Genomic DNA, 19,338 nt, shown 5'->3' on the forward strand with positions numbered 1-19,338 from the left:
CTGCCTGACAGTGGTGGCGGCCTGCCAGCCCGGAACGCCTCCGCCCGCCGTCGAACAGCCTTCTTCGGCACCTTCTGGACATCCTTCCGAGCAACCGGCAGCCACAGCGCCCGCCCGGCTGCGCGTCACCGCGGCCGGTGACTATTCCTCAGGCAGGGAGGCTGCCGGCGTGCTGGCCCGGATCGGCGCCATTGAGCCGGACGCCCACTTCGCGCTTGGCGACCTCTCCTACGGTTCCCCTGGAGAGGAACAGCGCTGGTGTGACCTTGTGGCGTCCCACACGGGTGCCGGCTTTCCGTTTGAACTCGTGGCAGGAAACCACGAAAGCAACGGCAGGGACGGCTACATCGACGACTTCGCGGCGTGCCTGCCAAACCGGCTGCCCGGCATGGTGGGCGCGTACGGCCGCCAATACTACGTGGACGTCCCCCAGCAGGACCCGGTGGCAAGGTTCATCATGGTCTCCCCGGGCATCCCCTTCCGGGATGGAACGTGGGACTACTCGGCCGGCAGTGCACGTACAACTGGACCGCGGCGGCCATCGACGGTGCCAGGTCTGCGTCCATCCCCTGGGTGGTGGTGGGAATGCACACCGTCTGCCTGTCCCTTGGGGTGTACGGCTGCCAGGCCGGGTCCGCGCTGACCGACCTGATGGTCAGCAAGGGCGTTGACCTGGTGTTGAACGGCCACGAACACCTGTACCAGCGCACCAAGCAACTGTCCACCGGAAACGGCTGCGCCGCGATCAACCCCGGTGCCTACAACGCCGAGTGCGTGCGCAGGGACGGCAACAACTTGTCCAAGGGCGCGGGAACTGTCTTCGTCACGGTGGGTACCGGCGGGGTGCCCCTGAGGAGGGTACACACTGATGATCCTGAGGCACCCTATTTCGCCGCGTACTCGGGCCAGAATGCCACGCCGAGCCACGGGCTGCTGGACCTGCGGTTTACCGGGACTTCGCTGGCAGGACGTTTTGTGGCCACCGCCGGCAGTTTCCAGGATGCCTTCACCATCACCGGCGGCAAGTGACCCGGAACGGTACTGCCCGCCACCCCGGCCACAGTGACGTAGCCCGGCTATCCCCTGACGGCTCCGGACAGAGCAAAGGAATTGCCGGCGCCCCTGGCCACAATGACGTAAAGAGCCAGCACCGGCAGTGAATACAGGATGGAGAACGCAGCCAACTGGCCGTAGGCCACGGCCCCGTGCTGGCCGAAGAAACTGAAGATGGACACCGCCGCCGGCTGCCGTGCCTCGGACAGGAGCAGCACAAACGGCACAAAGAAGTTCCCCCAGGCCTGGATGAACACAAAGACGAACACCACGCCCAGCCCCTGCTTCATCAGCGGCAGCACAATGGTCCGGAGCGCAGCCATCCTGGTTGCGCCGTCCACCCAGGCAGCCTCTTCCAGCGACGCCGGCACGCCGTCCATGAAGTTCTTGGTCATCCAGATGGCCATGGGCAGGGTGGTGGTGGCCATAAAGAGGATGGTGGCGGGCATCGAGTCGAGCAGCTCGAACTGGACGAAGAGCCCGTACACCGGGACCATGATGGCGGTGATGGGCAGGCACGTTCCGAACAGGACGGTGTACATGAACGGCCGGTTGAACCGGGACTGGTAGCGGGACAGCGGATAGGCGGCCAGCACCGCTGCAACCAGTGTCACGGCGGCCGTCCCCCCGGACAACACCAGGCTGTTCCACAGTGGCCGGAGGAGCAGTTCCGGCGTCAGGACGGCGGCGAAGTTGGCCAGGCCGACGGCGGCCGGCAACCTCAGTTCATGGCCGGCTTCGGCATCGAGGGACGCCAGGATGAGCCAGAGCAGGGGCAGCAGGAAGCTGGCGCCGATCAGGAGCAGCACCAGGTCAGCCGGAGTCCTGCCGGCCCGGCGCCGTTGCGGCCCTGGAGTGCCAACCGGACGCGTGCGGGCCGTCTTGGCGGGGGCGCTCATGGCTTCCGTTCGCGGAGCAGCCGGATGTACGCCAGGCCGAAGATGGCGCCAATGAGGATGAGCACAGAGGCCACCGCAGTCCCATAGCCAATGTCACCGAACTTGAACGCCTCCTGGTAGGCGAGGACAGGGAGCGTGGTGCTCGCGTTGGCCGGTCCGCCCGCCGTCATCACCCACACCAGCGTGAACACCGCGAGCGTCTGCAGCGTGATCAGCATCAGGTTGGTGGTGATGCTTCCGCGGATCATCGGCAGCGTGATGAAGGCGAGCCGCTGCCAGCCGCGCGCACCGTCCATCTGGGCCGCCTCTGTCACCTCAGCCGGAACGTCGTTCAGCGCCGCCCGGTACACCAGCATGGAAAAGGCGGTCCCACGCCACACGTTGGCAAGCGTCACGGCCACCATGGGAAAGGCGTAGAGCCAGTCCGCCCGGCCCAGCCCCAGGCGCCCCAACAGCTGGTTCAGCGTCCCGTCGCCGCTGAAAAAGGCGTAGGCGGCGAAGGCTGCCACTATTTCGGGAAGCACCCAGGCCGCCACCACCGTGGTGCCGACGGCGGCGGACACTGCTGGCCGGGCCCGCCGCATCAGCACGGCCAGGGCCAGTCCCAGCAGGTTCTGGCCGAGTACCGCAGAACCTCCCACAAACATAACGGTGAGGAAAAGGGACAGCGGGAACACCGGGTCCGTAAGCAGCCGGCCATAGTTCTCCAGCCCCACCCATGAAGGGTTGCGGGCGCTGCGCCCGGTCAGTCCGGCGTTGGTCAGCGAGGCGTGGAACGCCCAGAGCACGGGTCCGGCAAGGAAGACGAGAAGGAGCAGAACAGCAGGAAGGACCGGCAGGTACCGCAACAGTTGCCGTGCCGTGGAAGGGAGCTGCAATGGGCTACTTCCGGACGGTCTTGTCGCCGCCCACGATCCCGGCCACTGCGGCGTCGTAGTCCGCAGCTGCCTCTTCCGGTGACCTGTTGCCGGTGATGACGGCTTCGGTGGCCTCCTGGACGGCCGCTGAAATCCGGGGGTAGTCAGCGGTGGCCGGGCGGTACCGGGTCACCGAAACAAGCTTGGATACGTCCCTGACGAACGGATTCGCGTCAAGGTACTGCTGCTCGGCAGCCACGTCCTGCCGGACGGCAATCTGTGAGCTTTCCACGGTGAAGGCCAGCGAATTCTTCTTGTTCAGCGCGGTGGTGAGGAAGCTGAAAGCCAGGTCCGGCTCCTTCGTCCCCGCCCCGAGTGCCAGGGTCCAGCCGCCGGACATGCTCACGGCCCCGGGTGCCTGGCCGTTCTGGGTGGGGAAGGGGGCGACAGCGATGTCCTGCTCGTAGCCGGGCCATTCGTAGGATCCGCCATCCTGCCAGAACGACGGCGCATAGGAGCCTTCCACGGTTGCGCCGAGTTTGCCGTCCGGGAACCATTCACCGAAGACCTTTTTCCAGACATTCGCGTCCAGGGCCTCAGCCGGGGACACCGCCAGCTGCTCTTCGTACAGCGTTTCAAGGAAAGCCAGTGAGTCCCGGAAGCCGGCGGAACCAACCACCCATTTCCCCGCCTCTTCGTCGTACAGGGCGGACCCCGTCCCGTACAGCAGCTCGTAGAAGCTTTGCATGACGGTGCCCTCGCCCGTGCCCTTGCCCGCGTACATGTTGAACGGGGTGACGGTGGGGTCGTTGGCCTTGATTTTCCGGGCGGTGTCCAGGATGTCCTGCCAGCTCCGCGGCTGCCAGGGAAGGCTGATTCCGGCCTTTTCCAGGACCTTCCGGTTGTACCAGATGGCACGGGTGTCCGTGCCCAACGGCACTGCGTACGTCCCGCCGTCGTCCGCACGCCCTGCCGCCTTGGCGCCGTCGTCGAACCTGTCCCAGTCCGCCCAGCCCGCAAGGTGGCTGTCCAGCTTCAGGAGGTAGCCGGCGTCCACGTCCGAGCGGACCTTGAACGTGTCCTCATAGAACACGTCCGGCGCCGTGGACGGCGACCGCAAGGCCAGCGCGAGTTTGGTGCCGTAGTCGTCGTCGTTGCCCTGGATGGGCTGCAGCTCCACCTTGACGCCCTGGTTCGCCGCCTCGAACTCCTGCTTGGCGGCCTGGAGCATGGTATCCAGGGCGGTGAAGGAATCGGTCTTCTGGTAGGCCACCTTCAGGGTCTTGGAAGCGCCCGCAGAATCACCCGGATTGCACGCCGCCAGGACAATCATTGCCGAAGCGATGAGGGACATGGTCTTCACTGACTGGCGACGCATGGTGCTCCATTCGGTCAATGGCTGCGGTCCCCTTTGTCAGCGGGCCCCAGCCGCGGCAATAAGCAAATGCTAGATGGACGCCCCGGCCCAAACAAGGCGGTGCGCCCGGCACACTCGTCAGCTCTCCAGCAGGAGCCGCTGGGCCCGGGGAGCCAGCGTGTGTTCCAGGACCAGCGAGGCCGCGCCGATGGCTCCGACGTCATCGCCTACCCCGGTCCCCACCACCTCGATGGGATGGATGAGCCGGGTGTCGCTGTTGGCATCGAGCAGGGCAGGAATCTTCTCGAGGTAGCGGCCGGCCAGGCGGCTCCAGAAGGGCCCGCCGAACACCACGCGCTCAACGTCGAGCGTGTTGGTGACCACCGATGCTGCACGCGCCACCCGCACTGCGGACTTGTCGATGATGGCAAGGGCCTGTTCGTTTCCCTCGTCCGCGAGGTCGCACAGCCGGGAAAAGCTTTGCTGGATCTCCGCGCCGCTGTTCCCCGACCGCGTGCCGTCCAGGATGCCGGCGGCCTCCGCTTCGGCCACCAGGACCTGCGGGATGCAGGTGGATTTCACGCAGCCGCGCAGGCCGCAGTCACAAGGGGGACCATCCGGGTCCACCACAATGTGGCCGATCTCGCCGGCATTTCCGGAGGTCCCCCGGACAACCTCGTCATTGAGCACAATGCCGCAGCCGATGCCCGTGCCCATGTACATAAAGATGAAGCTGCCGGAGCCGCTGGGGCCGCCGGCCCACGTTTCCGCGACGGCGGCGCTGGTGACGTCCTTGTCCACCAGGACCGAATAGCCGGTGGCTTCGGAAAGGGCGCTGCGCAGTTCCACCCGGTCCCAGCCGGGCAGCAGCGGCGGGTCCACCACGGTGCCGTTGTCCAGGTCGATGGGGCCGGGGGCCGCGAGCCCCAGTCCGGCGATCCTCTCCCGGTCCACGCCGGAGTCCTCCACGAGCTGGGCGATCTCCTCGGCAATGGTGGAAATGACCGCGGATGGATCGTTGCCGCCGGGAGTTTTGATCCTCGAGTGTCGTACCACCGCGCCCACCAGGTCCAGGACCACGAAGGTGGTGACAGCGGGGTCGAGGTGGACTCCCAAAGCGAACACGCCGCCGGGGTTGAGCCGCAGGATGGTGCGCGGCTTGCCGGGACCGCTGCCTTCCTTGCCGGCCTCCACGATGAGGTGCTGGTCAAGGAGGCGCCGGGAGATGTTGGAGATGGTCTGGGGCGAAAGGCCCACGATCTGGGCGAGTTCCACGCGGCTCAGCCCGCCGGAGGACCTGCGGATGGCGTCCAGGATCACCGTAAGGTTGAAGTCCCCCATTTTGGGCAGGTTGGTTCCGCGCCTCGGTGAGGATTGGCGGATCTCAGTCACGGCGTCCCCTAAACGTCTTTGGCCACGTACTTGTGGTGATGCTTGAATCGTACGTTACGCGTGGTCACAGACCCATAGGCGGGCGCGACGGCGCGGCGCGGCAAGGTGCGCTCCCCACCGGCGCACGGCTGAGGACGCGCCGGTTCCGGCTGGTCCGTCGCCAGTTACGCATCGCTGCTTATCCCGAGTGTCCGTCTTCATCAGTCGCCGCGCCGCGTGCTCACGGTCACCGTGAACTTGGGGTTCCTGCCTTTCACGGCGGTAGGCCCAACGTGCCGCTCCAACGCGGGCAGGTAGGGCAGGTGGCGGTTGAAGACCGTCCACAGCTCGCCCTCGGGCGCGAGTACCCGGCCCGCTGCCTCAATCATCTTCAGGCCTGCTCCCGCATGGACCCCGGCGCCAACATGGAACGGCGGGTTGAGCAGCACCAGGTCCACGCTGCCCGGGGCAAGGGTGCTGAGGGCGTCATCCTGCAGGACGGTGATGCGGCCGCCCAGCCCGTTGGCCTCTGCCGTTGCCCGCGCAGAGGCCACCGCGGCGGCGGACTGGTCAGTGGCCGTCACCGCCGCCCCCGGGTGCTGCCGGGCGTACATGGCGGCGAGGATTCCCGTACCGCAGCCGAGGTCGACGGCGTGCCGGGCCGGCTTCATGGATGGCAGGAACGTCAGGAGGAACCTGGTGCCGATGTCCAGTTTGGTGCCGGCGAACACTGCCCCATGGGCAGCCACGTGGAGGTCAAGCTCGGCCAGGTGTTCGACGGCGGGATAGCGTTCCGTTTCCGCGTCCCCTTTCGGCCCGCCAGCCAGGACCACGCGGGACTTCTGCCTGGCGAGCTGCGGCTGGACGGAGGAGAAGTGGCGTTCCAGCACGGCGTTCATGCCGAGGGACATGTGCTTGACCCGCCCGCCCGCCAGGAGCTGTACGTCCGGCGCGGCGTACCGGGCGACGGCGGCGGTGATCTCATCCAGCTCGGCGAGCGTTTTGGGCAGCTGCAGCAGTACTGCCTGCGCGCCGGCCAGGAGTTCCGGGCCGAGCGGGAGCTGCCTGAAGCCCGGGTCCCCATCCGTGCCGCCTGGCGGCGGCACCGGCTGCACGTCCGGCAACAGTCCGGCGGTGCGCAGTGCGGCTGCGTTGAGCTGCAGGGCCCGCTCCCCCGTGATCAGGTCCTGGTGCACGCGCACGGAGCCCGGGCTGAGCGTGGCGAGGGCGCCGAGCGCCAGGGCGCCGTACCGGTCTCCGATGACGGCCACCGCGCTTCCTGCGGGCACCAGGCCTCCGGCCGTCTCCAGCAGGAGACGGTCCGTGGCGTCCCACGCCTGCAGGTTGGGTGCTTCCACGTCCGGCCTGCGCCGGAGTGCCGCGAAGAGGTCGCCAAGACTGTTTGATGCCAAGTGTTTCAGCTGCTTTCCGTTGTGCCTGATTTAAGGACATTTGCCGGTGCTGCCCCTGACCCGCGGCCGCTCATCCCCAACTTACCGGGGCCGGGGCGGGGGTGATTCCCGGCAGTTTCAGGATTGCCGCCACGGCGGCGCGTCCCGCCCGGTTGGCGCCGATAGTGGACGACGACGGGCCGTAGCCCACCAGATGGACGCGCGGTTCGGCTGCCACCTGGGTTCCGTCCATCATGATTCCGCCGCCGGGTCCCCTGAGGTGCAACGGTGCGAGATGCTCGAGTTCCGCACGGAAGCCGGTGGCCCACAGGATCACGTCCACCGGCAGGAAGCCCCCATCGGCGAGCCTGACGCCGTCGGGCTCTATGAAGGTGAACATCGGCTGCCGGTTGAGCGCTCCCCTCGCGGCCGCCGCCTTGAGGGCCGGGGTCCGCATCAGTCCCGTCACGGATACCACGCTCTGCGGCGGCAACCCCTTGCGGACCCGCTCCTCAACCAGGGCAACGGCGTCGTGGCCTGCCTTGGCGTCGAACTCTTCGTCCCGCCACACCGGCTCCCGGCGGGTGAACCAGCTGGTGGTGGTGACGCGGGAGATCTCATCGAGGAGGCCCACGGCCGAGATGCCGCCGCCGACAACAATCACGTGGCGGCCGGCGAACTCCTCCGCGGAAACATAGTCGGCCACGTGCAGCTGCTGCCCGCGGAACGTCGACTGTCCCGGGTAGATGGGCCAAAAGGGGCGGGTCCAGGTGCCGGTGGCATTGATGACGGCCTTGGCTATCCAGTCCCCGGCAGACGTGCCGACCCTCAGCAGGCCCGCGGGGTCCGTGTCTTCACGCAGGACCGACTGCACCTTTACCGGCCGCCGGACGGACAGACCCAGGTCCTGCTCATAGCCGCCGAAGTAGCGGGCCAGGAATTCCGAACTGGGCTCGCGCGGGTCCACAGCCGGCTTTGCCATGCCGGGAAGATCGCTGATGCCATTGACGGTAGCCATCCGCAGGCTCTTCCAGCGGTGCCGCCACGCGCCTCCCGGGCCGTCCTCGGCGTCGAGCATGACATAGTCAACGCCGCGGCGCTGAAGGTGGTAGGCGGCGGAGAGCCCGGCCTGGCCCGCGCCGATGACGACGACGTCGGTTCGGGCAGAATTCACTCCCCAATGATAGTCGCGCGCGGTGTTCGGGCCTTAGTGTTGGCCCATGGAGACGGGAGGAGCACCATGACAACAGGTACCGGGAATGCAGCGCGGCTCGCCAAGGCCCTGGCAGTAGTACTTGGCACTGAAGAAATACCCCTGCGCCTTCGCGCGTGGGACGGTTCCGAGGCAGGACCGGCTGGAGCGCCTGTCCTGGAGTTCCGATCCCGCCGGGCGCTGCGCCGGATCCTGTGGTCCCCGGGCCAGCTCGGCTTGAGCCGGGCCTACGTGGCTGGCGAGATTGACTCCCCGGGGGACATTTTCGCTGCGTTCGCCGCCCTGAGCTCAGCGGGAAAATTCGCGGAGCCCGGGCCGTTCCGGCCGCTGACCGCCGGTGAGCTCTGGACGCTCCTTCGCACCGCCGTCCGGCTTGGCGCCCTGGGCCCGAACCCGGCGCCACCGCCGGAGGAGGCGAAGGTGGCCCGGAAAGGACGCGTGCACTCGCGCCGCCGCGACTCCGCAGCCATCTCGCATCATTACGACGTAGGCAACGATTTCTACGCCCTGGTGTTGGGACCGTCCATGGTCTACTCCTGCGCAGTGTGGCCCGAAGGCAGCTATGACCCGGCGCAGCCGGATGCGGGCGGCCGGCTCGCCGCCGGCCTGGACGCCGCACAGGAGGCCAAGCTGGACCTGGTGTGCCGCAAGCTGGGCCTCCGGCCGGGCATGCGGGTGTTGGATGTTGGCTGTGGCTGGGGCAGTTTTGCCCTGCACGCGGCCGGGAAGTACGGCGCAACCGTAGTGGGCGTAACACTCTCCACGGAGCAGGCGATCCTCGCGCGGAAAAGGGCCGCCGACGCCGGACTGACGGAACGGGTGGACATCCGGGTCCAGGATTACCGGGACGTCCGGGATGGTCCTTTCGACGCCATCAGTTCCATCGGGATGTCCGAGCATGTGGGGCGGGAGCAGACCCCCGCATACGCCGCTGCCTTGTTCGGCCTGCTCCGGCCGGGCGGGCGGCTGCTCAACCACGCCATCTCATGGAATGCCGGCCCCACCAAGGCCGATCCGGATTCCTTCATCCCCCGCTACGTGTTTCCGGACGGGGAGATGATCAGCCTTGGCGAGATGGTTTCCGCCCTGGAGGCAGCCCGCTTCGAGGTCCTGGATGTAGAGGCGCTGCGGCGCCATTATGCGTTGACCCTGCGGGCGTGGGTCAGCAGGCTCGAGGCGAACTGGGACCAGGCTGCAAAGCTCAGCGGCCTCGGAAGGGCCCGGGTCTGGCGCCTGTACATGGCTTCCAGCGCCCTGGGCTTCGAAGGCGGGCTGACGGGCGTTAACCAGGTCCTGGTCCAGCGGCCGGGCGGGGACGAACCGCCGTTGCGCCGCACAGCCTGGCTCTGACTGCCTGCACTCAAAGCAAAAGGGACGATCCCGTGGGGATCGTCCCTTTTGTCGTACCAGTGGAGCTGAGGGGACTCGAACCCCTGACCCCCTGCATGCCATGCAGGTGCGCTACCAGCTGCGCCACAGCCCCGGACTTTGCCGCTTCCGGTTCACCACCTCGAAGCAACCTGTTCAGCTTAATGCACTTTCGCCGCTCGCGCCAATCGGGGCAGGAATCATCGGCGGCTCGCCGGCTTCCGGATTTGGCACGGCGGAAAACAAAAAATCCGCCGGAATCTAAGCGATTCCGGCGGATTGTCCGGTGGAGCTGAGGGGACTCGAACCCCTGACCCCCTGCATGCCATGCAGGTGCGCTACCAGCTGCGCCACAGCCCCGAACTATTGCTGCTCCTTCAAGCTTTTCGGCTTTCCCCGAAGCAACTCAAATATCTTAGAACAGCAATTCCGAAAATTCCAAATCGGGCATATTCCGCGTGGTTCCGCGGATTTACTCCCTTTCGGACGCAGCAACGGCCTTCGCGGAAGTGTCGTCCCCGAGCTGCAGGTCAACCACCGGGCAGTCCTTCCAGAGGCGCTCCAGGGCGTAGAAAACGCGGTCTTCCTCGTGCTGGACATGAATCACGATGTCCGAGTAGTCGAGCAGCACCCAGCGGCCGCCGGAACGGCCTTCCCGGCGGACAGGACGCAGGTCCTGCTTGGCAAGCTCTTCCTCGATCCCGTCCACAATGGCGTTGACCTGCCGCTCGCTGGGAGCCGAGGCAATGAGGAAGACGTCGGCCAGGGCAAGACGCTCGCTCACGTCCAGGGCAACAATGTCCTGCGCGATCTTGTCCGCGGCTGCCTTGGCGGCGGCGCGGGCTATGGTGATGGATGATTCTGATGCAGTCACGTGACTCCTTTTTGGGTGAAAACTCTAAGTGGCGTAAGGCAGCTCAGCGGGACATGCCGCTGATGATGAGGATGATGCCCGAGACCAGGGCCACGATGCCGAACGCCAGGATGCAGAACTGCAGGATCCTGTTGCGCTGCGCACGGGCAAGTCCGGCCGTGGCAGCGTCCAGGGGTTCCAGGCCGTAGGCCGACTTGGCGGGAATCCGCGGCAGGTCCTCGAAGAGGTCCTCCGCCTGGTTCTCGTCTGTCAACACGGGCCGCGGGCGGGCGGCTGCCCGCGCCGCGGCTTCCGCCCTGGCAATGACGTGGGAGCGGCCCGATCCGGCATCTGCCGCGGCCGGACGCTGGGGCCCCGAGGGGCGCCGTTTCCTGGTTCCGGGCGCCGTAACCTTGGACCCCGGGCGGGTGGTGACCGGGACGTGCGAGGTGGCCGGCGGCTTCATCACCGGCCGGTCGATGCCGGGAACCTGCACAAACTCCAGCGGCGTGACCATGGCCAGGTTGCTGGCCGTCGATGGCGCCGGACGCTGGCCTGCCGTGCCGGCCTGGTCCCGGTTGCCGGGTTCCCGTGCCGGGTTGGGCGCGGGATCCTTCGACGGGGGAAGCGGGGCTCCGGCCTGCTCAGCCAGCTTCTGCTTGGCGAGGGCTCGGCGGTTCAGGATGGCCGCGCGTTCTGCCAAGGCGATCTGCTCGGCGAGGATCTCGGGGTCGACCGCTTCCGGGTCAAGGGAGGCGATGTGCTCCATCTTGGCGATCTGGTTCTTGGCCTGCTCCGCGAGCAGCGCCCGCGCTGCCAGGGCCTGTTCCACTGTCATGCCCTCGGGGGCTGTGGAAGCTGGCTTAGCGGTGGAGGGGCTCTTCTTGCCGTCCTGCGCAGGCCGCTCCCCCGCAGTCCGGGCGGCGTCCCCCGATACCGGAGCAGCCGCATCCGTGTGGACGGACGCCGGCGGCACAATGGGATTGGCCGCCGTCAGAGCCTGTTCCTTGAGCTGCTGCAGGCGCAGCTGCCGCCGCGTGGGCGGCCCTCCCGCGGAGAGCTGGCCCTCTTTTTCCTCAAGTTCCTTGATGGTGCGCAGGGCTGCGCGGTCGCGCGCCCGGATCTGGGAGGAACGTTGGGTGGAGGTCGGCTCGGGCGCAGCCGCAGCGGTCCCGCGGGCCGGCGGGGCGTCAGCCGGCGGGTTCGTCGCAGGGGAAAGCTGCTCCGTGCCCGCGGGCACAGGCTGTTGGGCATCCCTGGCCTGCCGGAGTTCCCGGCGGCTGCGAATGGGGGGCTGTTCCTGACTCATTGAGAACTCATTCGGTACTGGCTGGTTCACGTGCTTGGGAAGTTGGGATACTGCCGGCCTCCACGGCCTCCGCGTACAGGCCGTACTTGGCGATGTACTGGACAACGCCGTCCGGCACCAGGTACCAGACAGGGTGGTTCGCCGCCACGCGCGTGCGGCAGTCCGTCGAGGAGATGGCCATGGCCGGGACCTCAAGGAGGCTCACGTCAGTGCGTCCCATGCCATCGAGGACATGGCCGGGCCTGGTGACCCCCACAAAATGGGCGAGCGACCACAGTTCGTCGATGTCCTTCCAGGACAGGATCTGCGCCAGGGCGTCCGCTCCAGTGATGAAGAACAGATCGGCATCCGGCCGCTGGGCGCGGAGATCCCGGAGGGTGTCGATGGTGTAGGTGGGACCTGGCCGTTCAATGTCCACCCTGCTCACAGTAAAGCGCGGGTTGGAGGCCGTCGCGATGACTGTCATGAGGTAGCGGTGCTCGGGCTCACTGACGTGCTTGTGGGACTTCTGCCACGGCTGGCCGGTAGGGACGAAGACCACCTCGTCCAGGTCGAATTCCGCCGCCACCTCGCTGGCTGCGACCAGGTGGCCGTGATGGATGGGATCGAACGTCCCGCCCATCACGCCAAGCCGCAGCCTGCCGGTGGCACCCGAGCGGTGCAGAGCGCGGGAAATGTTAGTGGCCCTGCCCGTGATCGTGCTTGTTGGGGTGCTGGCGGTGCGGGTCCGCGTGCTCCTCGGTTGCTGTGTGGCGGTTGCCCAGGTTGGAGTAGGACAGGGTGATGAACATCAGCACCAGCAGGAGGGCGAACATAACCACCCCGAACACCCACGGCTCAGCCCACAGCGGCGCGAGTTCGTGTTCTCCGCCTTCGGCGACGGTCGTGGCAATCTGCTGGAACAGCATTTTCTCCCCTTGGGCTCAAACGATTGTGGCAGCGGAAAGCTCCGCCGTTTCTGGCTTCTGGTCTATGTTACCGTGCGCTACCCGCGCACCTGGCCCTCGCCCTGCACAATCCACTTCGTGGTGGTCAGCTCGGTCAGCCCCATAGGCCCCCGCGCATGCAGCTTTTGGGTGGAGATGCCCACCTCGGCGCCGAGGCCAAGCTCCCCGCCGTCGGTGAACCGGGTGGAGGCATTCACAATGACGGCGGCCGAATCCACCTCGGCGATGAACCGCTCGGCGTTCGCCAGGTCGTTCGTGAGGATCGCCTCCGTGTGGCCCGTGGACCAGGTGCGGATGTGCTGCACGGCCTGGTCCAGGCTGTCCACCATGCCAACCGCGAGGTCCAGGTCCATGTACTCGGTGCCCCAGTCCTCATCGGTGGCCGGTTCGGACTCAATGGAGGCAGGCAGGGCGGCGCGGACCCGCTCGTCGGCGTGCAGCCGGACGCCTGCCTGGCGAAGCGCAGCCGCGACGGCAGGGAGAACGGAAGATCCGGAGTGGACCAGGAGCGTCTCCACGGTGTTGCAGACACTGGGCCGCTGGGTCTTGGCGTTGAGGAGGATCTCCACTGCCATGTCCTCGCTCGCCGATTCGTCGATGAAGATGTGCACGTTTCCTTCACCGGTCTCGATCACGGGCACGGCGGAGTTGAGGACAACGGTCTGGATCAGCTCACGGCCGCCGCGGGGAATCAGCACGTCCACCCTGCCGCGTGCCTTCATCAGGACGTTGGCACCTGCGCGGCCGTACTGGTCGACTGTCTGGACGGCGTCGGCAGGCAGGCCCACGGATTCCAGTGCTTCGCGGAGTACCCGTACCAGCACCTCGTTGGTGGCCTGGGCGGCAGTGCCGCCGCGCAGGATCACGGCGTTGCCGCTCTTGAGTGCCAGCCCTGCGATGTCCACCGTGACATTCGGGCGTGCTTCGTAGATAGCCGCCACCACGCCCATGGGGACGTTGACCTGGCGGAGGCGGAGGCCGTTGGGAAGCGTCTGCCCGCGGACCACGTTTCCGACGGGATCGGGCAGGTTGGCCAGGTTCTCCAAAGCCGCCACAAGGCCCGAGATGCGGGTCTCCGTGAGGGTGAGGCGGTCCAGCATGGCAGCGGAGGTGCCGTTGGCCTTTCCTGCTTCCACGTCCATGGCATTGGCCGTGAGAATGGCCTCGTTGTTCTCCCGCAGGGCTGCCCCGATGGTGCGGAGGGCACGGTCCTTCCAGGCACGGTTTGCCATGGCCATCCGGCGTGCGGCGTGGCGGGAGCGGTCTGCGATGGCGTGCACTGCTGCCTCCACATCGCCGGAAGACAGCGGAGAGCCACCCGGCACCTGCGCCACGGATGAAGTATCCGGCTGCGCCTTGGCGGCAGCAGTATCTCCGGGATTTTCAGCAGTCTTGTGGATCAGGGCCTCAGTCATGTACCAAGTTTAGGCGAGCGGGAAGCTCAGACCAGCACCAGGTCGTCAACGTGAACAACTTCGCGGTCGTAGCCGCTGCCCAGCTCCTCACCAAGGTCCCTGGTGGACCGGCCCAGCATCCGGGGCAGTTCGGCGGATGAATAGTTGACCAGTCCCCGCGCCACCACGGTGCCGTCGGCGGCTGCTATTTCGACGGCGTCGCCCGCTTCGAAGTCACCGTGGACGGCGGAGATGCCGGCGGGGAGCAGCGAAGTGCGGTGGTGCCGCACAGCCTTGACGGCGCCGTCGTCCAGCACAAGCCGACCCTGGACGGAGGCGACGTGCGCCAGCCACAGGAGGCGGACGGGCTTGCGGGCACCGTTGACAGTGAACCAAGTGCCCACGTCCTCGCCGTTAAGGGCCGCGGCGGCGTTGGGGGTGGAAGTGACAAGGGCATGGATGCCGGAACCGGCTGCCATGGTGGCCGCCTCCACTTTTGTCAGCATTCCGCCGGTGCCCACGCCTGCCTTGCCGGCCTTGCCGATGGAGACGCCGTCAAGATCAGCGGGGCCCTCAACCAGCGGAATCCGCTTTGCCCCAAAGGCGGGCGGGCCGTCGTAGAGCGAGTCGACGTCGGACAGCAGCACGAGGGCGTCGGCCCGGACCAGGTGGGCCACCAGGGCAGCGAGCCGGTCGTTGTCGCCGAAACGGATTTCGTGCGTGGCCACGGTGTCATTTTCATTGACCACCGGAACCACGCCCAGGTTGAGCAGCCGGTTCAGGGCACGGAAGGCGTTGGTGTGCTGGCTGCGGCGCATCAAGTCCTCTGCGGTGAGCAGCACCTGGCTGACCGTCACGCCGTGGGCCCCGAAGGCCTGGGTGTAGCGGGCCATCAGGAGTCCCTGGCCCACGCTGGCCGCTGCCTGCTGGGTGGCGAGGTCCCGGGGGCGCTTGGCAAGGCCCAGCGGCGCCAGGCCGGCCGCGATGGCACCGGAGGAGACCAGGATGATCTCGGTGCCGGTGTTGCGTTTGGCAGCCAGCGCGTTGGCAAGGGCCGTCAGCGCCTCTTCGGAGATGCCGCCCTTGATGCTGGTCAGGGAAGACGAACCCACCTTCACCACGATCCGGCGGGCGTTGGCGAGCAGGCTCCTGTCCACGGACCGCGTCACGGATACCGCAGCCGCGGCACTAGAACTCATCGCCTGCGTCCAGTCCACTCTCCTTGAGCGGCTTGGCCACGCGCCGGCTGCTGACGGACTCGGTCCAGATGCCGGCCTTGCGCTCTGCCTCGAGCTCGGCACGGGCGGCAGCCCTGGCATCCTTGCGCTCCTGCTGTTCTTCGCGCTTCTGTCCGCGGGTGGGCCGGTCACCGATGTCGGCAAAGCGGACGTCGGTGCCGCGGGGTGAGGCCAGCAGTTCTGCGCCTGCCATCATGGTGGGCTCCCAGTCGAAGACGACGCCGTCGTCCTCGCCAATGACAACGGTGTCGCCGGGCTTCGCGCCCTGCTTGAACAGTTCAGTTTCGACACCGAGCTTGGCCAGGCGGTCGGCGAGGTAGCCGATGGCTTCCTCGTTGGTGAAGTCGGTCTGCTTGACCCAGCGGACGGGCTTCTCGCCGAGGACGCGGAACAGCGGTTCGAGGCCCTTTTCCTCGCGGCGGATCCTGAACCCGGCCTCGTTGACGGCGCGGGGCTTGAGGACCACGGGCTGGACCTTGGGCGGGGTTGCAGCAACGGCGTCGCGGGCGGCCTGGACGATTTCGGCCATGGCGAAGCCCAGCTGGCGGAGGCCCTCGTGGCTTGTTGCCGAGATTTCAAAGACCCGGTAGCCGCGGGATTCCAGTTCGGGGCGGACGAACTCGGCCATGTCCTTGCCGTCGGGCAGGTCCACCTTGTTCAGTGCCACGAGGCGGGGGCGGTGGTTCAGCGGAACCACTTCACCGTCCTGGCCCGCGTAGCTCATGTCCACGGCGTACTTTTCCAGTTCGGCCTCGATGACCGCAAGGTCAGAAAGGGGGTCCCGGTCTGCCTCGAGCGTGCCGCAGTCCAGGACGTGCACCAGGGCGGCGCAGCGCTCCACGTGGCGGAGGAAGTGGTGGCCCAGGCCCTTGCCTTCACTGGCACCCTCGATGAGGCCCGGGACATCGGCGATGGTGAAGCGGACATCCCCGGCCTGGACTACGCCAAGGTTGGGGACCAGGGTGGTGAACGGGTAGTCGGCGATCTTGGGCCGCGCCGCGGACATCGCGGCGATCAGGCTGGACTTGCCGGCGGACGGGAAACCCACCAGGGCAATGTCCGCGATGGACTTCAGTTCCAGCACAATGTCGCTGGATTCGCCCTCGATGCCGAGCAACGCGAACCCCGGAGCGCGGCGTTTCTGGGAGGAGAGCGCGGCGTTGCCGAGGCCGCCGATGCCCCCGGCCGCCGCAACGTACTCGGTACCTTCGCCCACGAGGTCCGCGAGGACCGTGCCGTCCTTGGACTTGACCACGGTGCCGTCCGGGACGGGAAGGATCAGTGTTTCGCCGTTCTTGCCGCCGCGCCAGTCGCCCATGCCGGGCCCGCCGTTGGTGGCGTGCCGGTGGGGCGCGTGGTGGTAGTCAAGGAGCGTGGTGGTCTGGTGGTCCACGCGGAGGATGACGTCGCCGCCGTTGCCGCCGTTGCCGCCGTCGGGACCACCCAGCGGCTTGAACTTCTCGCGGTGGACGGAGACGCACCCGTGGCCGCCGGTACCGCCGGATACGTGCAGTACTACCCGGTCTACAAAGCTGGCCACGTGGATCTCCTCAGTGCTGTTTCCTGGACGCCCAAGGGCGCCAAGACGATTGTAATGCGGTTAAAAGAACAGTGGAGCGGACCATATGGCCCGCTCCACCGCTTCAGAACTTGTTGTTACTCTGCAGCTGCAGCAGCAACGATGTTGACGACGCGACGACCGCGGCGGGTGCCGAATTCAACGGCGCCCGGGGTCAGGGCGAACAGGGTGTCGTCGCCGCCGCGGCCAACGCCGGCGCCCGGGTGGAAGTGGGTGCCGCGCTGGCGGACGATGATCTCGCCTGCGGAAACTACCTGGCCGCCGAAGCGCTTGACGCCAAGGTACTGTGCGTTGGAGTCACGACCGTTGCGAGTGGAGCTCGCGCCCTTTTTATGTGCCATCTGAAATGCCTGCCTCTAAATTCTGGGGAATCTGCTGAAAAACCTGAACAGTAACGGAAGGTTACTTGATACCAGTGATCTTGACCTTGGTCAGTTCCTGGCGGTGACCCTGGCGCTTCTTGTAACCGGTCTTGTTCTTGAACTTCTGGATGACAATCTTAGGACCACGGAGGTCCTGGAGGATTTCAGCCGTAACGGTTACCTTGGCCAGGTCAGCAGCGGCCGAGGTGACCTTGTCACCGTCAACCAGGAGCAGTGCGGGCAGCTGAATGGTGCTGCCAGCTCCACCGGCGACGCGGTTCAGGGTAACGAAGTCTCCAACGGAAACCTTCTCTTGGCGGCCGCCTGCGCGGACAATCGCGTACACCACTTGGGAACTCACTTCTCTCGACGTTTATTACAAATTTGCGTGCGGAACCTGGCTCAATTATTGGCTGGGCTCTCGCTGTGCCTCAACGCCGTGGGGTCATAACCCAAGTGTTGGCGTAAGCACCGAAGATCTAGAATACGCTAATTTTGCCTTCGGCCGCAAATGAGGCTGGTTCCGGCGGGTTGCCTGTGATAGGTACCACAGGACATTCCCTACTGCCGGACCGCGCCCCACCATAGTACCGGCGCGGCAGCTGTCCGGCCGTCACGAATGAAGGCGCGGCGCGTCGAAAAATTCAACTTCAAGGCGGCAGGAGTGCCTGAACGCCGTGGCCATGGCTGCCTTTTCATGGTCGGCAGCCGCGCGCCCTGCCCGGTCCACGATGGCAACGGCCGTCCGGGTTGCCTCGGCAAAGCCTTCATCTGCGTAGGTGCGGAGCCAGTCGGCGTAGGGGTGGCCGGCTGGTTCGCCGGCCGCCATGAACCTGGCGTGCAGCGTTTTGCCGGCCTCGGCATACAGCCAGAAGCAGGGCAGGACCGCTGCCGCCAGCACGGCATAGCTGCCCGACGCCGATGCCGCCAGCAGGTGGTCCACGTAGGACTTTGTCACGGGCCCCGGTTCGGACTGGACCTCGCGGGATGCCAGCCAGGAGCGGTGCAGTTCGGATTCGACTTCCAGGCACTGCTGGGCGGAGCGTGCCCAGAAGAGCTGTTCCGCTTCAGTCGGGGCGAGGGCGCTGGCGCGCGCAAGCACCCGTGAATAGCCGTTGAGGTAGATGGCATCCTGGGCCAGATAGTAGGCGAACTGGTCCTCGGCCAGGCCACCGGAGGCAAGGTCCTCGATGAACGCCAGGGCATAGATGGCTTCCAGGTGCTTCTCCGCTTCAGTCCACAGTTGCCCGGCGAAGCTTCCCTCGGCCGGCGCCTGCAGGTGGTGGAAATGGTGGACGGGCCCGTTGCCTGATCCCACGGCCAGCCGGCCTGATGTTTCCAGCGCACCCGCCAGCCAGGGCTTGACCTCTCGGAGGGCGGCCTCCCAGTCCCCCAGCCGCGGCTGGACGGTGGCCATGGCCGAGGAGAGCGAACAGCCGGTGCCGTGGCTGTTCCGCGTTGCCACCCGCTTCCCCTGAACCACCACCACTTCCTGGCTCAGCCTGCCGCTGGTATCGACCAGGGCATCGGGGCACTGGTCCCCCGCCAGGTGGCCGCCCTTAACCAGCACGGTTGCCCCTGTGGCTGCGGAGAGCCGGCGGCCCTGTTCCACCGCACCTTCCCAGCTCTCCTGCACAGGCCCGCCAACCAGCATGGCAAGCTCTGCCAGGTTGGGGGTGATGAGGTGGGCCAGGGGCAACAGGTCGCGGAGGGCCGCCTCTGCGGACTCCTGGAGGAGCCGGTCGCCGCTGGTGGCCACCATGACCGGGTCAAGGACCACGACGCCGGGACGCACCTTTTCGAGCCATGCCCGGACAGCGTGGACCACGGCGGCGTCGCCCAGCATGCCGATCTTCACGGCATCGATGCTGATGTCATCGCTGATTGCGTCGAGTTGCTGGGTGAGGAAGGCCACCGGCGGAACGTGGACGGCACGCACTCCGCAGGTGTTCTGCGCGGTAAGTGCCGTAACGACGGCCATCCCGTAGCCTCCGTGTGCAGCGATGCTCTTCAGGTCTGCCTGGATGCCGGCGCCGCCGGAAGGGTCAGAGCCGGCGATGGACAGGACCCGGGGTAGCTCCCGGCCCGAACCCGGCTGGGCGGCAGGACGGGTTTCGGGAGCTTCCTGCAGGATGGCGGTGGGCATT

At 66.9% G+C, this 19,338-nt stretch carries 20 protein-coding genes and 2 tRNA genes; 3 read left to right on the forward strand and 19 right to left on the reverse strand.

Annotation, left to right across the window (positions count from 1 at the left end; translation table 11 throughout):
- Positions 1-148: 148 nt before the first annotated feature.
- Positions 149-412 (reverse strand): hypothetical protein, encoded by a 264-nt coding sequence (locus FHJ30_RS21675; protein ID WP_240793681.1) that lies wholly within the window; start codon positions 410-412, stop codon positions 149-151.
- A gap of 80 nt (positions 413-492) precedes the next feature.
- Between FHJ30_RS21675 and FHJ30_RS21680 the strand changes: the two genes are divergently transcribed.
- Positions 493-1,029, forward strand: coding sequence for a hypothetical protein (locus tag FHJ30_RS21680; RefSeq protein ID WP_240793682.1), 537 nt, complete (start codon positions 493-495; stop codon positions 1,027-1,029).
- 47 nt (positions 1,030-1,076) lie between these two features.
- On the opposite strand, the gene FHJ30_RS11535 is transcribed toward FHJ30_RS21680, so the two are convergent.
- From FHJ30_RS11535 to FHJ30_RS11560, 6 genes are all read right to left on the reverse strand, one after another.
- The gene (locus FHJ30_RS11535) at positions 1,077-1,952 is read right to left on the reverse strand and encodes a carbohydrate ABC transporter permease (protein ID WP_139029434.1); all 876 of its coding nucleotides are present in this window, start codon (positions 1,950-1,952) and stop codon (positions 1,077-1,079) included.
- Positions 1,949-2,830, reverse strand: coding sequence for a carbohydrate ABC transporter permease (locus tag FHJ30_RS11540; protein ID WP_139029435.1), 882 nt, complete (start codon positions 2,828-2,830; stop codon positions 1,949-1,951). Before FHJ30_RS11540 ends, FHJ30_RS11535 begins: the two co-directional genes overlap by 4 nt.
- A gap of 4 nt (positions 2,831-2,834) precedes the next feature.
- Positions 2,835-4,142: an extracellular solute-binding protein gene (locus FHJ30_RS11545; RefSeq protein ID WP_373683145.1), complete on the reverse strand. Its 1,308-nt coding sequence runs from the start codon at positions 4,140-4,142 to the stop codon at positions 2,835-2,837.
- 162 nt (positions 4,143-4,304) lie between these two features.
- Positions 4,305-5,507 (reverse strand): ROK family transcriptional regulator, encoded by a 1,203-nt coding sequence (locus FHJ30_RS11550; protein ID WP_139029481.1) that lies wholly within the window; start codon positions 5,505-5,507, stop codon positions 4,305-4,307.
- 251 nt (positions 5,508-5,758) lie between these two features.
- Complete coding sequence (locus tag FHJ30_RS11555) at positions 5,759-6,949, reverse strand: methyltransferase (protein ID WP_139029436.1); 1,191 nt, start codon at positions 6,947-6,949, stop codon at positions 5,759-5,761.
- A 70-nt stretch (positions 6,950-7,019) separates the two neighbouring features.
- On the reverse strand, positions 7,020-8,102 hold the full coding sequence (locus FHJ30_RS11560) for an FAD-dependent oxidoreductase (protein WP_139029437.1): 1,083 nt from the start codon (positions 8,100-8,102) through the stop codon (positions 7,020-7,022).
- Positions 8,103-8,168: 66 nt separating this feature from the next.
- Between FHJ30_RS11560 and FHJ30_RS11565 the strand changes: the two genes are divergently transcribed.
- Positions 8,169-9,491, forward strand: coding sequence for a class I SAM-dependent methyltransferase (locus FHJ30_RS11565; protein WP_139029438.1), 1,323 nt, complete (start codon positions 8,169-8,171; stop codon positions 9,489-9,491).
- Between the two features lie 60 nt (positions 9,492-9,551).
- Here FHJ30_RS11565 and FHJ30_RS11570 read toward each other — a convergent pair.
- A tRNA-Ala gene (locus FHJ30_RS11570) sits at positions 9,552-9,624 on the reverse strand.
- On the opposite strand from FHJ30_RS11570, the gene FHJ30_RS11575 reads away from it, so the two are divergent.
- Entirely contained in the window at positions 9,592-9,774 is a 183-nt protein-coding gene (locus FHJ30_RS11575; protein WP_139029439.1) for a hypothetical protein, read from the forward strand. The two genes, FHJ30_RS11570 and FHJ30_RS11575, sit on opposite strands and share 33 nt — an antisense overlap.
- Before the next feature lie 22 nt (positions 9,775-9,796).
- Here the strand turns inward: FHJ30_RS11575 and FHJ30_RS11580 are convergent.
- From FHJ30_RS11580 to thiD, 11 genes are all read right to left on the reverse strand, one after another.
- A tRNA-Ala gene (locus tag FHJ30_RS11580) sits at positions 9,797-9,869 on the reverse strand.
- 112 nt (positions 9,870-9,981) lie between these two features.
- On the reverse strand, positions 9,982-10,383 hold the full coding sequence (gene rsfS, locus FHJ30_RS11585; protein ID WP_139029440.1) for a ribosome silencing factor: 402 nt from the start codon (positions 10,381-10,383) through the stop codon (positions 9,982-9,984).
- A 43-nt stretch (positions 10,384-10,426) separates the two neighbouring features.
- On the reverse strand, positions 10,427-11,671 hold the full coding sequence (locus FHJ30_RS11590) for a hypothetical protein (RefSeq protein WP_139029441.1): 1,245 nt from the start codon (positions 11,669-11,671) through the stop codon (positions 10,427-10,429).
- Between the two features lie 7 nt (positions 11,672-11,678).
- Entirely contained in the window at positions 11,679-12,293 is a 615-nt protein-coding gene (nadD, locus tag FHJ30_RS11595) for a nicotinate-nucleotide adenylyltransferase (RefSeq protein WP_240793683.1), read from the reverse strand.
- Between the two features lie 55 nt (positions 12,294-12,348).
- Positions 12,349-12,579, reverse strand: a complete 231-nt coding sequence (locus tag FHJ30_RS11600; RefSeq protein WP_139029443.1) for a hypothetical protein — start codon at positions 12,577-12,579, stop codon at positions 12,349-12,351.
- Between the two features lie 77 nt (positions 12,580-12,656).
- On the reverse strand, positions 12,657-14,033 hold the full coding sequence (locus tag FHJ30_RS11605; protein WP_139029444.1) for a glutamate-5-semialdehyde dehydrogenase: 1,377 nt from the start codon (positions 14,031-14,033) through the stop codon (positions 12,657-12,659).
- 26 nt (positions 14,034-14,059) lie between these two features.
- A complete protein-coding gene (gene proB / locus FHJ30_RS11610) occupies positions 14,060-15,211 on the reverse strand; it encodes a glutamate 5-kinase (protein WP_139029445.1) in 1,152 nt (383 codons plus the stop codon).
- Positions 15,201-16,790 (reverse strand): GTPase ObgE, encoded by a 1,590-nt coding sequence (obgE, locus tag FHJ30_RS11615; RefSeq protein ID WP_139029446.1) that lies wholly within the window; start codon positions 16,788-16,790, stop codon positions 15,201-15,203. The genes proB and obgE overlap by 11 nt, the downstream gene beginning before the upstream one ends.
- A gap of 116 nt (positions 16,791-16,906) precedes the next feature.
- Positions 16,907-17,170, reverse strand: a complete 264-nt coding sequence (gene rpmA, locus FHJ30_RS11620) for a 50S ribosomal protein L27 (protein WP_009372867.1) — start codon at positions 17,168-17,170, stop codon at positions 16,907-16,909.
- A gap of 61 nt (positions 17,171-17,231) precedes the next feature.
- Entirely contained in the window at positions 17,232-17,540 is a 309-nt protein-coding gene (gene rplU, locus FHJ30_RS11625; RefSeq protein WP_066276623.1) for a 50S ribosomal protein L21, read from the reverse strand.
- 264 nt (positions 17,541-17,804) lie between these two features.
- The gene (thiD, locus tag FHJ30_RS11630) at positions 17,805-19,337 is read right to left on the reverse strand and encodes a bifunctional hydroxymethylpyrimidine kinase/phosphomethylpyrimidine kinase (RefSeq protein ID WP_139029482.1); all 1,533 of its coding nucleotides are present in this window, start codon (positions 19,335-19,337) and stop codon (positions 17,805-17,807) included.
- Between the last annotated feature and the right edge of the window lies 1 nt (position 19,338).

The organism is Arthrobacter sp. BB-1 (genome assembly GCF_006151685.1).
Taxonomy (GTDB): Bacteria; Actinomycetota; Actinomycetes; order Actinomycetales; family Micrococcaceae; genus Arthrobacter.

Coding starts and splice junctions, on each gene's coding strand:
- FHJ30_RS11535 (WP_139029434.1), bottom strand. CDS start 1,952: ATGAGCGCCCCCGCCAAGACGGCCCGCACGCGTCCGGTTGGCACTCCA.
- FHJ30_RS11545 (WP_373683145.1), bottom strand. CDS start 4,142: ATGATTGTCCTGGCGGCGTGCAATCCGGGTGATTCTGCGGGCGCTTCC.
- FHJ30_RS11550 (WP_139029481.1), bottom strand. CDS start 5,507: ATGGGGGACTTCAACCTTACGGTGATCCTGGACGCCATCCGCAGGTCC.
- FHJ30_RS11565 (WP_139029438.1), top strand. CDS start 8,169: ATGACAACAGGTACCGGGAATGCAGCGCGGCTCGCCAAGGCCCTGGCA.
- FHJ30_RS11575 (WP_139029439.1), top strand. CDS start 9,592: ATGCAGGTGCGCTACCAGCTGCGCCACAGCCCCGGACTTTGCCGCTTC.
- FHJ30_RS11590 (WP_139029441.1), bottom strand. CDS start 11,671: ATGAGTCAGGAACAGCCCCCCATTCGCAGCCGCCGGGAACTCCGGCAG.
- nadD (WP_240793683.1), bottom strand. CDS start 12,293: ATGGGCGGGACGTTCGATCCCATCCATCACGGCCACCTGGTCGCAGCC.
- FHJ30_RS11600 (WP_139029443.1), bottom strand. CDS start 12,579: ATGCTGTTCCAGCAGATTGCCACGACCGTCGCCGAAGGCGGAGAACAC.
- FHJ30_RS11605 (WP_139029444.1), bottom strand. CDS start 14,033: ATGACTGAGGCCCTGATCCACAAGACTGCTGAAAATCCCGGAGATACT.
- proB (WP_139029445.1), bottom strand. CDS start 15,211: ATGAGTTCTAGTGCCGCGGCTGCGGTATCCGTGACGCGGTCCGTGGAC.
- rpmA (WP_009372867.1), bottom strand. CDS start 17,170: ATGGCACATAAAAAGGGCGCGAGCTCCACTCGCAACGGTCGTGACTCC.
- thiD (WP_139029482.1), bottom strand. CDS start 19,337: ATGCCCACCGCCATCCTGCAGGAAGCTCCCGAAACCCGTCCTGCCGCC.